The sequence below is a fragment of the Streptomyces sp. NPDC059895 genome, from assembly GCF_042731035.1.
Classification (GTDB): domain Bacteria; phylum Actinomycetota; class Actinomycetes; order Streptomycetales; family Streptomycetaceae; genus Streptomyces.
In genome coordinates this window covers 1-14,166 of record NZ_JBHWKO010000087.1, presented here as the reverse complement: position 1 = coordinate 14,166, position 14,166 = coordinate 1, and the positions used below count along the sequence as shown (strand labels likewise).

The 14,166-nt window shown below is 73.4% G+C and carries 12 protein-coding genes; 2 read left to right on the top strand and 10 right to left on the bottom strand.

Annotation, left to right across the window (positions count from 1 at the left end):
- Positions 1-220: 220 nt before the first annotated feature.
- From ACFV9M_RS40730 to ACFV9M_RS40720, 3 genes are read right to left on the bottom strand one after another with little or no spacing between them, the layout of a single operon-like run.
- A complete protein-coding gene (locus tag ACFV9M_RS40730) occupies positions 221-1,141 on the bottom strand; it encodes a PfkB family carbohydrate kinase (protein WP_385078739.1) in 921 nt (306 codons plus the stop codon).
- Positions 1,138-1,626 (bottom strand): macro domain-containing protein, encoded by a 489-nt coding sequence (locus ACFV9M_RS40725; protein ID WP_385078736.1) that lies wholly within the window; start codon positions 1,624-1,626, stop codon positions 1,138-1,140. The genes ACFV9M_RS40730 and ACFV9M_RS40725 overlap by 4 nt, the downstream gene beginning before the upstream one ends.
- Positions 1,627-1,675: 49 nt before the next feature.
- Positions 1,676-3,142, bottom strand: a complete 1,467-nt coding sequence (locus tag ACFV9M_RS40720) for an amino acid permease (protein WP_385078734.1) — start codon at positions 3,140-3,142, stop codon at positions 1,676-1,678.
- A 238-nt stretch (positions 3,143-3,380) separates the two neighbouring features.
- Here ACFV9M_RS40720 and ACFV9M_RS40715 point away from each other — a divergent pair, with 238 nt between their 5' ends.
- Positions 3,381-4,112 carry a MerR family transcriptional regulator gene (locus ACFV9M_RS40715; protein ID WP_385078731.1) on the top strand — a complete coding sequence of 244 codons (732 nt, stop codon included), beginning with the start codon at positions 3,381-3,383 and terminating at the stop codon, positions 4,110-4,112.
- Between the two features lie 112 nt (positions 4,113-4,224).
- Here ACFV9M_RS40715 and ACFV9M_RS40710 read toward each other — a convergent pair whose 3' ends face one another.
- Genes ACFV9M_RS40710 through ACFV9M_RS40700 form a run of 3 tightly spaced genes read right to left on the bottom strand, consistent with a single transcriptional unit; the run spans position 4,225 to position 8,790 of the window.
- A complete protein-coding gene (locus ACFV9M_RS40710; RefSeq protein WP_385078728.1) occupies positions 4,225-6,402 on the bottom strand; it encodes a 3-hydroxyacyl-CoA dehydrogenase NAD-binding domain-containing protein in 2,178 nt (725 codons plus the stop codon).
- Positions 6,403-6,442: 40 nt separating this feature from the next.
- On the bottom strand, positions 6,443-7,657 hold the full coding sequence (locus ACFV9M_RS40705) for an acetyl-CoA C-acetyltransferase (RefSeq protein ID WP_385078726.1): 1,215 nt from the start codon (positions 7,655-7,657) through the stop codon (positions 6,443-6,445).
- Between the two features lie 35 nt (positions 7,658-7,692).
- On the bottom strand, positions 7,693-8,790 hold the full coding sequence (locus ACFV9M_RS40700; RefSeq protein ID WP_385078745.1) for a CaiB/BaiF CoA transferase family protein: 1,098 nt from the start codon (positions 8,788-8,790) through the stop codon (positions 7,693-7,695).
- A 561-nt stretch (positions 8,791-9,351) separates the two neighbouring features.
- Between ACFV9M_RS40700 and ACFV9M_RS40695 the strand changes: the two genes are divergently transcribed.
- On the top strand, positions 9,352-10,530 hold the full coding sequence (locus ACFV9M_RS40695) for a saccharopine dehydrogenase family protein (protein WP_385078723.1): 1,179 nt from the start codon (positions 9,352-9,354) through the stop codon (positions 10,528-10,530).
- Between the two features lie 21 nt (positions 10,531-10,551).
- Here ACFV9M_RS40695 and mmpA read toward each other — a convergent pair whose 3' ends face one another.
- The 4 genes from mmpA to ACFV9M_RS40675 all read right to left on the bottom strand — a co-directional run bounded on the left by mmpA (position 10,552) and on the right by ACFV9M_RS40675 (position 14,158).
- Positions 10,552-10,698 carry a morphogenic membrane protein MmpA gene (mmpA, locus tag ACFV9M_RS40690; RefSeq protein WP_385078720.1) on the bottom strand — a complete coding sequence of 49 codons (147 nt, stop codon included), beginning with the start codon at positions 10,696-10,698 and terminating at the stop codon, positions 10,552-10,554.
- A gap of 258 nt (positions 10,699-10,956) precedes the next feature.
- A complete protein-coding gene (locus ACFV9M_RS40685; RefSeq protein WP_385078718.1) occupies positions 10,957-12,216 on the bottom strand; it encodes an MFS transporter in 1,260 nt (419 codons plus the stop codon).
- A 220-nt stretch (positions 12,217-12,436) separates the two neighbouring features.
- Positions 12,437-13,192: an IclR family transcriptional regulator gene (locus ACFV9M_RS40680; protein WP_385078715.1), complete on the bottom strand. Its 756-nt coding sequence runs from the start codon at positions 13,190-13,192 to the stop codon at positions 12,437-12,439.
- A 270-nt stretch (positions 13,193-13,462) separates the two neighbouring features.
- Positions 13,463-14,158, bottom strand: a complete 696-nt coding sequence (locus tag ACFV9M_RS40675; protein ID WP_385078742.1) for an endonuclease V — start codon at positions 14,156-14,158, stop codon at positions 13,463-13,465.
- Positions 14,159-14,166: the final 8 nt, after the last annotated feature.

Here is a 14,166-nt window from a genome sequence, read left to right as displayed (position 1 = left end):
TCGGGCCCCGGCGCCATCGGGCCCCGGCGCCATCGGGCCCCGGCGCCATCGGGCCCCGGCGCCATCGGGCCCCGGCGCCATCGGGCCCCGGCGCCTTGCCTCCGGCTGCGGCGCGGCGCCGGGTCGGGGGCGTCGGCCGGGCCGGCCGGGCCGGTGCCCGGGCACCGGGCGCGCTGTCGGTCACCGTACGAGGAGGTGACGAACGGGGCTGTCCGCCCTCCTAGCGTGGCTCGACGGCCTGGGCGGCGGCCGAGCGGGCCAGGAGTGCCTCGCGGCCGATCGCGTCCGTCCGCGTCGACGGCACGGTGCAGGCGTGGGCGCCGGCCACCGCGCCGAATAGGGCGCAGGTCAGGGGCGGCTCGCCGGTGAGGCGGCCGTAGAGGAAGGCGGCCGCGAAGGCGTCGCCGGCGCCGTTGGAGTCCACCACGGGGGCGGGGGGCGGCACCGCCGGTATGCGGGTCAGCTCGCCGTCGGCCAGGAGGTACGCGCCGTGCGCGCCCGCGGTGGCGACGACCACCTCGGCGCGGCCGCGTTCGGCGACGCGGCGCATGGTCCGCTCGGGGTCGGGCAGTTCGGCCGCGGAGAGGAAGACGACGTCGGCCGCGTACGCGAACGACGCGTGGTACGGGTTCTCCCCGTCCCAGTTGTGCAGGTCGGTGGAGATGCCGACGCCCGCCTCGCGCAGCACCGGCAGGGCGAGGGCGCAGGGCTGGGTGATCGAGACGTGGGCGTGGCGGCTCCTCGCGGCCAGCGCCCTCAGCGTGTCCTCGGGGAACCGGTCGTCGGGCAGCGAGCGGCTCGTGTCGTACAGGGACAGCCGCCGGCCGTCCGGGCCGACCAGGTTCACCGCGCGCTTGGTGCCGGCGGGCTGCGGGACCGCGGTGAGGGCGATGCCCCGGTCGCGGTGCAGGGCGCGGACCAGCTCCCCCTCGGGGTCGTCGCCGAGGTAGTCGAGGTGGTGGGTGCGCAGACCGAGGGCGCTCAGGCCCATGGCCACGAAGTCCCCGGTCTGGCCCGCGCGGGTGCGGACCCCGCTGTCGATCATGTAGCTGTCGGCGTACGGGAGCGGCAGCTCCGGGACGTACACGATGGTGTCCACGCCCGCGCCGCCCAGTACGAGGACGTCGGTGTCACGGCTCAACTCTGGCCCTCCCCTTGGTCGTAGACCGTGACCGCGATCCCTCGTCCCACCAACCGCTCGGTGATCAGCGGTTCGACGCGGGACCACGTGCCGCCGGCCAGACCACACCCTATCCGCGGCATGTGGACGGAGGCGCCGAGTACCGCCGCCCGGTCGGCCAGCCGTGCCAGTGCCGTGTCGATGGCCTCGTACCGCACGGGGACGCCTTTGCTGCCCGTCCTGGTCCCGCGCTGGCCGATCATGTTGGCCACCCACACGTACGGCTCGACCCGGACGCACTGGACGGCGCCCAGCCCGAAGTCGTTCGACGCGCGGTCCCGGTGCCAGGCGCGGTAGGCCTTCTCGGGCTCGGGCCAGCGGCGTGAGAGCGCGAGGACGAAGCCCTTGCCCCAGCCCCCGATGTCGTTGCAGACATGGGCGATCACCTTGACGCCCTTCACCGACGGCGTGGTGGCGTCCCCCCGGACGTACGTGATCTCCGACATGACGCCACCGTAGGCGGTGCCACTGACAGTGGCCCGGCCCTTTCCGCCGCTACTGCGTGAGCCGGGTCAGCTCCTCGTCGGCCGTCCGCGCCACCCGGCGGCGGACCGCGAACCAGCCGCCGACGAGGGCGGCCGCGACGACCGGGACGAGCAGCAGGGTCCTACGGCCGACCTCGGCGTCGTTCCCCATCAGGCCGAGCACGGCCAGCAGGAAGGCGATCGTGACGATCTCGGTGACCGGGCTGCCGGGGAGGCGGAAGGAGGGGCGGGCCACGAGACCGGCCCGGGCGCGGCGGACGAAGACCAGGTGGCAGATCATGATGATCACCCAGGTGCTGATGATGCCGAGGGAGGCGACGTTCAGCACGATCTCGAAGGCCTGGTCCGGTACGAGGAAGTTCAGGCCGACGCCGAGGACGCAGACCGCGCAGGTGAGCAGGATGCCGCCGTAGGGGACCTGGCTGCGGTTCATGCGGGCGGTGAACCTCGGGGCCGAGCCGGCCATGGCCATGGAACGCAGGATGCGGCCGGTGGAGTACAGGCCGGAGTTCAGGGACGACATGGCGGCGGTGAGGACGACCAGGTTCATCACGTCGCCCGCGCCGGAGACGCCGATCTTCGACAGGACGGTGACGAAGGGGCTCTCGTCGGCCGAGTAGACCGAGCCGGGCAGCAGCAGGGCGAGCAGGACGACGGAACCGACGTAGAACACCCCGACGCGCCACATGATGGAGTTCACCGCGCGCGGGACGATCTTCTCCGGCTCGGCGGTCTCGCCCGCGGCGACGCCGACCAGTTCCAGGGCGGCGTACGCGAAGATCACGCCCTGCATGACGAGGACGACGGGCATGAGGCCGTGCGGGAGGAGGCCGCCGTGGTCCGTGATCACGCTCGGCCCGGGCGTCCCACCGCCCACCTCGTGCCGGGTGGCGAGCAGGAAGATGCCGACGCACATGAAGGCGACGAGGGTGGCGACCTTGACGATCGCGAACCAGAACTCCATCTCGCCGAAGATCTTCACCGAGATGAGGTTCACGGCGAGGACCACGGCGAGCGCGACGAGCGCCAGCACCCACTGGGGGATGCTCGTGAACATGCTCCAGTAGTGGGTGTACAGCGCGATCGCGGTGATGTCGGCGATGCCGGTGGTCGACCAGTTCAGGAAGTACATCCAGCCGGCGACGTAGGCGCCCTTCTCGCCGAGGAACTCGCGCGCGTACGACACGAAGGAACCGGACGACGGCCGGTACAGGACCAGCTCGCCGAGGGCGCGGACGACGAAGAAGGCGAAGACGCCGCAGACGAGGTAGGCCAGGGCGAGCGCCGGGCCCGCGGTGTGGAGGCGTCCGCCGGCGCCCAGGAAGAGGCCGGTGCCGATCGCGCCGCCGATGGCGATCATGTTGACGTGGCGGTGTTTGAGGTCCTTGCTGTAGCCGGCGTCGCCCGCGTCCGCGGGTGTCGCGGTCGCCTGGTGGTGGGCGGCGACGTCGGCCGTGTGCGCGGTGTCCTTGCTCACGGGTGTTTCCACTCCCTGGTGCGCCCCGGCGCCGTACGCCCGGGTGTCCTGACGGTCATGGCCCGCGGCTCCCTGGTCGGTGCACAGACCGAGGAACCAGCTTCCCGGAGGGGCCTCTCTCATGCGCTGGTTCACGTCACACAGCGTGACTTCTCACACGACCGTCACACAGGGGTGCGCAGTCCCCGGCGGTCCCGGCGGGTGTCACACGGGTGGTGGGACAGCGATACTGCTGCACATGACGATCGAGACCGAGGAGCCGGCCCTCACCGTCGACGAGCTGGCCGCGCGGGCGGGAGTCACGGTGCGCACGGTGCGGTTCTACAGCACCAAGGGCCTGCTGCCGCCGCCGGTGATCGGTCCGCGCCGGGTGGGCCATTACGGTCCGGAACACCTCGCGCGTCTCGCTCTGATAGCGGAGCTTCAGCAGCAGGGCATGACGCTGGCGGCGATCGAGCGCTACCTGGACCGGCTGCCGCCCGGACTCGACGCGCACGACCTCGCCGTCCACCGGGCGGTGGTGGCCTCGTGGGCGCCGGACACCGTGGAGACGGTGACGCGGGAGGAGCTCGAGCGGCGGGCCGGGCGGGCGCTCGGCGAGGAGGAGGTGGACCGGCTCTGCGCCATGGGCGTGGTGGGGGCCGGGCCCGGCGGCCGGGCCGGCGGCGGCTCGTACCGCGTCGATGCCGGGCTGCTGCGGCTGGGCGTCCGGCTCCTCGACGTCCCCCTGTCGCAGGAGGCGATCCGCGCCGCCCGGACCGTACTGCTGGAGCATGCGCGCACCGCCGCCCACGAGCTGTCGCGGCTGCTGCGCGAGGAGGTGCCGGAGCGCGACGCGGGCGCGGTGCGGTCGCTGTCGGCGCACATGCAGCCGCTGGTGGTCCAGGCCCTGCTGACGGCGTTCCAGCGGTCGCTCACGGAGGAGCTGCGGGAGTGGATCGGGGAGCCGCCCGCGGACGGCTCCTCCTGAGGGCCGACCGTTCCGGTACGGGTCGCCTGTCCCACTAAGGGCTGACTTAGGGCTGACTAAGGGCTGACCGTCCCGCGCGGGTGGGGCGCGGCCCCACCCGCCCGCGGCCGGATCAGCGACCGTCTGTGAAGGTCTCCCCCGCCTCCGCCTTCCGCACCAGCAGCGCGGGCGGGGTGAAGCGGTCGCCGTAGCGCTCGGCGAGTTCCCGCGCGCGGGCCACGAAGCCGGGCAGGCCCCCCTGGTAGCCGTTGATGTACTGGAGCACACCGCCGGTCCAGCCGGGGAAGCCGATGCCGAGGAGGGAGCCGATGTTGGCGTCGGCGACCGAGGTCAGCACGCCCTCCTCCAGGAGCCGCACGGTGTCGAGGGCTTCGGAGAACAGCATGCGCTCCTGCATGTCCCGGAAGGGGATCTCCGCCCCCTGCCGGGTGAAGTGTTCGCGCAGGCCCGGCCACAGGCGGGTCCGCCTGCCGTCCTCCCCGTACTCGTAGAAGCCGGCGCCGCCGCTGCGGCCGGTGCGGCCGAACTCGTCGACCATGCGGTCGACGACGGCCTCGGCGGGGTGGCCGGACCAGGTGCCGCCCGCCTCCTCGACGGCCCGCTTCGACTCGTTGCGGATCTTGCGGGGCAGGGTGAGGGTCAGGTCGTCCATCAGGGAGAGGACCTTGGCCGGGTAGCCGGCCTGGGCGGCGGCCTGCTCGACGGAGGCGGGCTCGATGCCCTCGCCGACCATGGCGACGCCCTCGTTGATGAAGTGGCCGATCACCCGGGAGGTGAAGAAGCCGCGGGAGTCGTTGACCACGATCGGCGTCTTCTTGATCTGCCGGACCAGGTCGAAGGCGCGGGCGAGCGCCGCGTCGCCGGTGCGCCCGCCCTTGATGATCTCGACGAGCGGCATCTTGTCGACGGGTGAGAAGAAGTGCAGCCCGATGAAGTCGCTCTGGCGCTCGACGCCCTCGGCGAGGACGGTGATGGGCAGCGTGGAGGTGTTGGAGCACAGCAGGGCATCCGGCGCGACGATGTGCTCGATCTCCTGGAACACCTTCCGCTTCAGGGACGTGTCCTCGAACACCGCCTCGATGACGGCGTCGCAGCCGGCCAGGTCCTGCGGGTCCGCGGTGGGCGTGATGCGGTCGAGCAGCGCGTCCGCCTTCTCCTGGGTGGTACGGCCCCGGGAGACGGCCTTGGCGCACAGTTTCTCGGAGTAGCCCTTGCCCTTGAGGGCGGCCTCCAGGGAGACGTCCTTGAGGACGACGTCGATGCCCGCGCGGGCGCAGGAGTAGGCGATGCCGGCGCCCATCATCCCGGCGCCGAGGACGGCGACCCTGCGGACCTGACGGGGTTCGACGCCCTGGGGGCGGTTGGCGCCGGAGTTGACGGCCTGGAGGTCGAAGAAGAAGGCCTGGATCATGTTCTTGGAGGTCTGGCCGGCGGCCAGCTCCACGAAGTAGCGGGCTTCGATGACCTGCGCGGTCTCCAGGTCGACCTGGGCGCCCTCGACGGCGGCGGCGAGGATGTTGCGCGGGGCCGGGTAGGGGGCGCCGCCCGTCTGCTTGCGCAGGGTGGCGGGGAAGGCGGGCAGGTTCGCCGCGAACTTGGGGTTCGACGGGGTGCCGCCCGGGATCCGGTAGCCCGGCCTGTCCCAGGGCTGCTGCGACTCGGGGTGGGCGTCGATGAAGGCGCGGGCCTTGGCCAGCATCTCCTCCTCGGTGGCGGCGACCTCGTGGACCAGGCCGTTCTCCAGGGCGCGCCGCGGGCTGTACTGGGTGCCCTGGAGGAGGACCTTGAGGAGGGCGTCGGCGATGCCGAGCAGGCGGACGGTGCGCACGACGCCGCCGCCGCCGGGGAGCAGGCCGAGCGTGACCTCGGGCAGGCCGATCTTCGAGCCGGGCGCGTCGAGGGCGACGCGGTGGTGGCAGGCGAGGGCGAGTTCGTAGCCGCCGCCGAGGGCGGCGCCGTTGAGGGCGGCGACGACGGGCTTGCCGAGGGTCTCGATGCGGCGCAGGTGGCGCTTGATCTCCAGGCCGCCGTCGAACAGCTCCTGGGCGGTCTCGGGGGTGACGCGGATGAGGTCGCGCAGGTCGCCGCCGGCGAAGAAGGTCTTCTTCGCGGAGGTGATGATGACGCCCCGGACGGTGTCCTTCTCGGCCTCCAGCCGGTCGGTGACCACCGCGAGCGAGGCGCGGAACGCCTCGTTCATGGTGTTCGCGGACTGGTCGGGGTCGTCGAGGACGAGGGTGACGAGGCCGGTGCGGTCCTGTTCCCAGCGGATGGTGGTGCTCTGTGTCATGACAGGTCTCCGTAGAAGTCTTGGGGTTCCGCCGGGGTGGTCAGACGCGCTCGACGATCGTCGCGACGCCCATGCCGCCGCCCACGCACAGCGTGGCGAGGCCGTAGCGCTTGTCCTGGCGCTCCAGTTCGTCGACGAGCGTGCCGAGGATCATCGCGCCGGTGGCGCCGAGGGGGTGGCCGAGGGCGATGGCACCGCCGTTGACGTTGACCTTGTCCAGGGACAGGCCCATGTCCTTCACGAAGCGCAGGACGACCGCCGCGAAGGCCTCGTTGATCTCGACGAGGTCGATGTCGTCGATGGTCAGGCCGGCCTTGGCGAGGGCCTTGCGGGTGGCGGGGGCCGGACCGGTGAGCATGATGGTGGGTTCGGATCCGGAGACGGCGGCGGAGACGATCCGCGCACGCGGGGTGAGCCCGTAGCGCTCGCCGACCTCCTTGGAGCCGATGGCGACGAGCGAGGCGCCGTCGACGATGCCGGAGGAGTTGCCGGCGTGGTGGACGTGGTCGATGCTCTCCACCCAGTGGTACCGCTGGAGGGCGACGGCGTCGAAGCCGCCCAGCTCGCCGATGTCGGCGAAAGAGGGCTTGAGCTTCGCCAGGGAGTCGGCGGTGGTGCCGGGGCGCGGGTGCTCGTCGTGGTCGAGGACGACCAGGCCGTTGCGGTCCTTCACCGCGACGACCGAGCGGTCGAAGCGGCCGTCCTTGACGGCCGTGGCCGCCCGTTCCTGGGAGAGGGCCGCGTACTCGTCGACGTCGCGCCGGGAGAAGCCCTCGAGGGTGGCGATGAGGTCGGCGCCGATGCCCTGCGGCACGAAGTTCACGGCGAGGTTGGTCATGGGGTCGTTGAACCAGGCGCCGCCGTCGGAGGCCATGGGCACCCGGGACATCGACTCCACGCCACCGGCGAGGACGAGGTCCTCCCAGCCCGCGCGGACCTTGGCGGCGGCCAGGTTGACGGCCTCCAGGCCCGACGCGCAGAAGCGGTTCTCCTGCACGCCCGCCACCGTGTCCGGAAGGCCGGCCGCGAGCGCGGCGATCCGCGCGATGTCGGAGCCCTGGTCGCCGACGGGGCCGACGACGCCGAGGACGATGTCGTCGACGGCGGCGGGGTCCAGGTCGGGGAAGCGGTCGCGCAGCTCGTGGATGAGGCCGACGACGAGGTCGATGGGCTTCGTCCCGTGCAGGGCGCCGTTCGCCTTGCCGCGGCCGCGCGGGGTGCGGATCGCGTCGTACACGTACGCTTCGGTGCTCACTGGCAAGCCTTTCGGGGTGGGTGGGCCGAGCGGGGTCAGTCGCCCTGCGGGGGGTCGGTCAGGAGCCGGGGTGCGTCCCAGTCGCGCGCCACGTCGGCCGTGTCGGCGCCGGGCCGCGCGGGACCGCCGCGGACGGCGGTGGGGGTGGCGGAGAACCGGGGGGCGGGGGCGGGCTGGGTGATGCCGTCGTGGTCGGTGAAGGTGCCGCGGGCGGCGAGGTGCGGGTGGTGGGGGGCCTCGCGCAGCGACAGCACGGGCGCCACGCACGCGTCGGAGGCCGCGAAGACGGCCGTCCACTCGTCCCGGGTGCGGGACGAGAAGCGGGCCGCGACCGCCTTGCGCAGCTCGTCCCAGCGGGAGGGGTCCGTGCGGGCGTCGGTGAAGCCGTCGAGCCCCAGGAGGCGGACGAACTCGTCGTAGAAGCGGGGTTCCAGGGCGCCGACGGCCATGTGCCCGCCGTCGGCGGTCTCGTAGGTGCCGTAGTACGGGCAGCCGCCGTCCAGCAGGTTGGCTCCGCGGCGGTCCTGCCAGCCGCCGGCGGCGAGCATGCCGTGGATCATGGTGGTCAGGTGGGCGGTGCCGTCGACGATGGCGGCGTCGACGACCTGGCCGGTGCCCGTCGCGCGCGCGTGGTGCAGGGCGGCGAGGATGCCGACGACGAGGTAGAGGGAGCCGCCGGCGTAGTCGCCGAGGAGGTTGGCGGGGACGGCCGGGGGCGCGTCCGCGGCGCCGATCATGCCGAGGGTGCCGGTGAGGGCGATGTAGGCGACGTCGTGGCCGGCGCGGTGGGCGAGCGGGCCGTCCTGGCCCCAGCCGGTCATCCGGCCGTAGACCAGCCGGGGGTTGCGGGCGAGGCAGGCGTCGGGGCCGACGCCGAGGCGCTCGGCGACGCCGGGGCGGTTGCCCTCGATCAGCACGTCCGCGCGGGCGGCGAGGTCGAGCACGTGTGCGGGGCCGTCCGGGGCCTTGAGATCGACGATCACGGACCGCTTGTTGCGGTTGGTGATGTCGTACGCCGGGTCGATGCCGAGGGAGGGCCCGCCGGGGCGGTCCACGCGGACGACGTCGGCGCCGAGGTCGGCCAGGAGCATGGCCGCGAAGGGGCCGGGCCCGATGCCGGCCAGCTCGACCACGCGCACTCCGGCCAGCGGGCCGTGGCCGACGGCGCCGGACGCGCCGGACGCACCGGACGCACCGGACGCACCGGACGCAGCGGGCGCACCGAGAGCGCCGAGAGCGCCGAGAGCGCCGAGCGCACGGACCTCGTCAGGCACACCGGCCGCGTCAGGCACACCGGCCGCGCCGGTCGCGCCCGCCGCGCCGGTCGCGCCCGCCGTCTCGACTGCGCCCGCCGCCTCGGCCGGTTCAGCCGGTTCGGCCGCTCCCGCCGCGTCGGCCGCTCCCGCCGCGTCGGCCGCTCCCGCCGCGTCGGCCGCTCCCGCCGCGTCTGCCGTTGTCATCCAGCCCCCTCGCTGTGACACAACCGATGTAACACCACCGATGCTAGGAACGTGTTCCAGTGGACACAAGACGTACGAGGGTGGGCGAGCAAGCGCTTGGCCAGTCTAGGCCGGAGGGCCGGCTTCCGCTCAGCCGCCGTCCGGACCGCCTTCCGGGCTCGCCGTCGCACTCCGCACACCTCACGCTAGCCTCAGCCACCGACAGCGGCGCGTGCTGCACGACCAAGGGGTGTCATGAGCAGGCTAAAAAGGACGGACCGTCCGTACGACATCGTGCTCTTCGGGGCCACGGGCTTCGTCGGGACGCTCACCGCGGAGTACCTCGCGGCCCACGCGCCCGCGGACCTGCGCTGGGCGATCGCGGGCCGCGACGACACGAAGCTGCGGCGGCTGCGCGACGCGCTTCCCGGCGACGTGCGGCCCGCGGTCCTGCGGGCGGACGTGTCGGACCCGGCCTCGCTGCGCGTCCTCGCCGAGCACGCGCGCGTGGTGGCGACGACGGTCGGCCCCTATGTGCGCCACGGCGAGGACCTGGTGGCGGCCTGCGCGGACACCGGTGCCGACTATGTCGACCTGACGGGTGAGCCGGAGTTCGTGGACCTCATGTACGTCCGGTACGACGCACGCGCGCGGGAGACGGGGGCGCGGCTGGTGCACGCGTGCGGCTTCGACTCCGTCCCGCACGACCTGGGCGTGTACTTCACCGTCCGGCACCTGCCCGAGGGCGTGCCGCTGACCGTGGACGGCTATGTGACCGTCGACGCCTCCTTCTCGGGCGGCACGCTCGCCTCCGCGCTGGGCCAGTTCGCCCGCGGCCGGCGGATGGCGGCCGCCGCGCGGGAGCGGCACCGGTACGAACCGCGGCTGATGGGCCGCAGGGCGACGGCGCCGCTGGGGGCGCCCCGGTTCGCCCCGGAGGTCGGCGCGTGGGCGCTGCCCCTGCCGACCGTCGACCCGCAGATCGTGTGCCGGTCCGCGAAGGCGCTGGAGCGCTACGGCCCCGACTTCCGCTACCGGCACTACGCGGCGGTACGACGGCTGCCGGTCGCCGTGGGCGGCGCCGCGGCCGTCGGGGCGCTGTTCGCCGCCGCCCAACTGCCGCCCGTGCGGCGCGTGCTGTCGGAGCGGCTGAAGCCCGGGGAGGGGCCGAGCGCCGAGAAGCGGGCGCGCAGCTGGTTCTCCGTCCGGTTCGTGGGCGAGGGCGGCGGCCGGCGGGTGTGCACCGAGGTCTCGGGCGGCGACCCGGGCTACGACGAGACGGCGAAGATGTTCGCCGAGGCGGCGCTCGCCCTGTGCTTCGACGACCTCCCGGAGACGGCCGGCCAGGTCACGCCGGTGGTGGCGATGGGCGACGCGCTGACCGGACGGCTGCGTGCGGCGGGCGTCCGCTTCCGGGTGGCCGCGAGCCGCTGAGCGGACCTCGGCCGCACGGTCCTAGACCGGCCACTCCACCAGCGTGTAGATCATCCCGACGATCCAGGCCAGCCCGGCCAGGGTGGCGAGGACCAGCGCGGCGTTCACGGCGCGCTCGACGGGCCGGTCGGGATCGGCGAGGGGCTTCGGGGAACGGTGCGTCGTCATGCGGGCCAGCCTGCCGGGCGGCGGCCGGGCCCCGCATCCGTACAGGTACTCAGACCAGCTACTCAGCGGCAGCGCCACGGCGAGGAGCGCATGAGCCCCCACGAGCGCCGGGCGCGCACCCGGCGTGGTCCCGCGGAACCCGTGCGACCTCCGCCCCTGCGTATCCGACCGGGTGGCCTGTGCCCGTGAAGGCCAGGGCACCCTCCGGTCCATCTGGCGAGCGGGCCCGCGGCCGCCCCCTGGCCGTTCGTCGAACCGTCAGCCCCGACGCGCCGGGATCGCCAGCAGTGCCACGGCGCACACGAGCGCGGCCGCAGCGAACACGTAGAACACGGTGGTCGGCCCCATCGCAGCGTCCAGGATCCAGCCACCCAGCAACGGCGCCACGATCGCACCGCCGCGTCCGAAGCCGGAGACACAGCCCAGCGCCGTGGCGCGGGCCGAGGCCGGATAGCTGGACGCGACCCAGTCGTTGAGCATCGTCAGCGCCGACTGGGCGCCGACACCGGCGAGCGCGGTGACGCCGAGGATCACGGCTGTGCTGCCGCCCTGCGACAGGCCCAGTACGGCGACCGCGGCGAGCACGGCGCTGCCGGCGGTGACCAGTCGCGGTCCGATCCGGTCGGCGAGGACGGCGAGCGCGAACGAGCCGACGACGGCACCGACGTTGAGGACCAGTGTGAAGCGCAGGGCCGAGCCGAGCGGATAGTCCATCTCGCGCATCAGCTGGGTCAGCCAGGTGTTCAGGCCGTACCAGGCGAGCAGGACCGCGAAGTTCGCCACGGTGAACAGGACGGTGTGCCGGGCATACGCTCGGGAGAGCACGGTCCGGACACCGGCCGCCTCGCTGTCGCGCTGCCCGCCGTCGACAGCCTCGTCGACGGCCGCGGCGGCGGGAAGCGGCCGGGAATCCGGCAACAGGAAGTACGCGGCGGCGACCACGAGCACCGACAGGGCGCCGCCGACGCCGAAGAGACCGCGCCAGCCCAGGGTCTCACCCCACGTGGTGGCGGTCAGCGCGGACAGGACACCGCCGACCGGGATGCCGGCGAGCACCACGGTCGCCACCAGCGCGGAGCGGCCACGCGGCGCGTATTCCTTGCTCAGCGCGACGCAGGACGGCATCACCCCGCCCATGCCGACGCCGGCGAGCAGCCGGAACAGGCCGAACTGCCAGGGCTCCGCGGCGAGCGCGCACGCCACCGTGAACACGGTGAAGACGGTGCCCGCGGCCACCAGGAGGCGGCGCCTCCCGAGCCGGTCGGCGAGCGTGCCGCATACCAGAGCGCCGATGAGCATGCCCGCGTAGGCCAGGCTGCCGAGGGTGCCGGCGAGGGACTTGTCGAGCCCCAGTGCGTCGTCATCGAGCATCGCGGGCAGCGCCACGCCGTAAACGATGAGGTCGAAGCCCTCCACGGTGATCGCCGCCGTACACAGGGCGACGACCGCCCAGGCCGGCGCCGGTGAGCGCGAAGGGGTGGAGGAGTGGGTGGCGGGAGCCTGAGCGTCGATGGTCATGCGGCCACATCCTGTCGGGGGAGGCAGATGAATCCTCAGGACGCGGTGAGCGCGCACCGGTGTCCCTCCGGAGCCGCGCGGGCGACCTGTCAGTGACCGGGATGGAATCAGCGCGGTTACGCAGAGAGCAACCAGTTGAGCCAACCAGTTCCGCAGAGCGGAACTGCAACCAGTTCCGCGGAGCGGAACTACCCCCTCACCGCCCGCCCGGCATCGGACGTCACAGGGCGGCCTCCATGCGCCGTACCGCCTCCAGCAGCACCACCGCCGCCTCGTCCAGGTGCGTCCGCGTGAAGCGCAGGGAGGGCGCCGACACCGTGAGCGCGGCAACGGCGCGCCCACCGGGCTCACGGACGGCGGCACCCACCGCCGAGATGCCCCGCTCGGTGTCGCCGATGTTGATCGCATAGCCCAGGCGGCGTACCGCGGCGAGCCGCCGGTGCAGCGCCTCGGGGTCCGTCTCCTCGCCCTGGTCGCCCTTCGCCCCGTAGATCTCGGCGAGTTCGGCCACCTTCAGATCGGCGAGCAGCGCCTTGCCGCCCGAGGCGAGATGCGCGGGCAGAACGGCACCCGCGCGGCTGCCGACGCGCAGTGCGTGCGTGCCCTCGACGCTCCGCAGGAAGCGCGCCTCAGGCCCGGAGCGCACCACGAGGTGCACGGTTTCGCCCAGCTTGCCGTTGAGCCACAGCATGTGGGGCCAGGCGGTCTCGACGAGTTCGTACTCGGAGCGCTGCGACCTGCCGAGGCGGTAGAGGGCGGGCCCCGGCCGGTACGCCTTGTCGGCACCCTGGACCGCGAACCCGCGGCCGCGCAGGGTGGCGAGCAGCCGGTGCGCTGTGGAGCGGGCGACACCGAGTTGCTCGGCCGCGTCACTGAGCCGGAGGCGGCCGTTCTTGCGGAGCAGGAGCAGCAGCGTCAGGGCGTTCTCGACAGATTCCAGGCCTGGGGCGTGGCCCGCACCGGAAGTGTTCGGCACGCCGGTGGCCGAGTCGGTGGAAGCGCATGCGACTGTGCCCGCTTTTGTGCCGTTCGGCGCGTCCGCCTGTGCTCGAGAGTTCCTCATAGAGGAATCGTAGACCGCCATGTTTTCCGCGAAAGGAAATAGCCCTATGGTCGTCGCCATGCGGGACAGCGCGCCGTCCGCAACCGGCGGCGGTACGCCACGTCCGCACGGGAGCAGAAGGCCGTCGACGTCCGGCGCCACCAGGCACTCGGGTCGGGTGGGCCGGCCGTCGGACCTGGCCGTTCAGGTGCCCGTCGTCGCGTCCCGGAGGGCCCGGCGGCACAGCGCGTCCGCCCTGCGGGTCGTCTCCGGCAGCCGGAACCGGGGGGTGAGGGCGAGGGTGTGGGCGCAGGCGTTGTCCAGGCCGACGCGGTGGCCGACGGACACGAAGACCGGCTTCACGTCCTGCCGGGTGCGCAGCGCACGGCCCACCTCCTCGCTGCCCGCCAGCAGCGGCGACACGGACCCTCGCGGGGCGTCCGGGTCGTCGTACGTGAAGGTGAACGGGTTCTTGGCGACGCCGATCGTGGGCAGGCCGGTCAGGACCCCGAGGTGGCTGGCGAGGCCGAAGCGGCGGGGGTGGGCGAGGCCGTAGCCGTCGCAGACGACCAGGCCCGGCTCGCACGGCAGGGCGTCGAGGGCGGCGAGGACGGTGGGGATCTCACGGAAGGCGAGCAGGCCGGGCACGTACGGGAAGGAGATCCGTCCGACGGCCGTGGTCTCGGCCACGACGTCGAGACTCGCCGCGTCCAGCACGACGGCCGCCGCCACCACGACGTCGAGCGCGTCGTCGTAGGCGACGTCGACACCCGTCACCCGGCCCGTGCCGGGTGCGGGGCCCGGCTCGTCCAGCACCACCCGCGCCCGCAGCTCGTCCTGCACGGCGCGGGCCTCGGTCTCGTCCGCGGGCCAGCCCGCCGGGATGCGTACGGTCGTCATGGTGGGGA

What these genes read in the sequence shown, in the direction of transcription:
- ACFV9M_RS40725 (WP_385078736.1), bottom strand. Translation starts at nt 1,626, where the DNA reads ATGTCGGAGATCACGTACGTCCGGGGGGACGCCACCACGCCGTCGGTG.
- ACFV9M_RS40715 (WP_385078731.1), top strand. Translation starts at nt 3,381, where the DNA reads ATGACGATCGAGACCGAGGAGCCGGCCCTCACCGTCGACGAGCTGGCC.
- ACFV9M_RS40710 (WP_385078728.1), bottom strand. Translation starts at nt 6,402, where the DNA reads ATGACACAGAGCACCACCATCCGCTGGGAACAGGACCGCACCGGCCTC.
- ACFV9M_RS40695 (WP_385078723.1), top strand. Translation starts at nt 9,352, where the DNA reads ATGAGCAGGCTAAAAAGGACGGACCGTCCGTACGACATCGTGCTCTTC.
- mmpA (WP_385078720.1), bottom strand. Translation starts at nt 10,698, where the DNA reads ATGACGACGCACCGTTCCCCGAAGCCCCTCGCCGATCCCGACCGGCCC.
- ACFV9M_RS40685 (WP_385078718.1), bottom strand. Translation starts at nt 12,216, where the DNA reads ATGACCATCGACGCTCAGGCTCCCGCCACCCACTCCTCCACCCCTTCG.
- ACFV9M_RS40675 (WP_385078742.1), bottom strand. Translation starts at nt 14,158, where the DNA reads ATGACGACCGTACGCATCCCGGCGGGCTGGCCCGCGGACGAGACCGAG.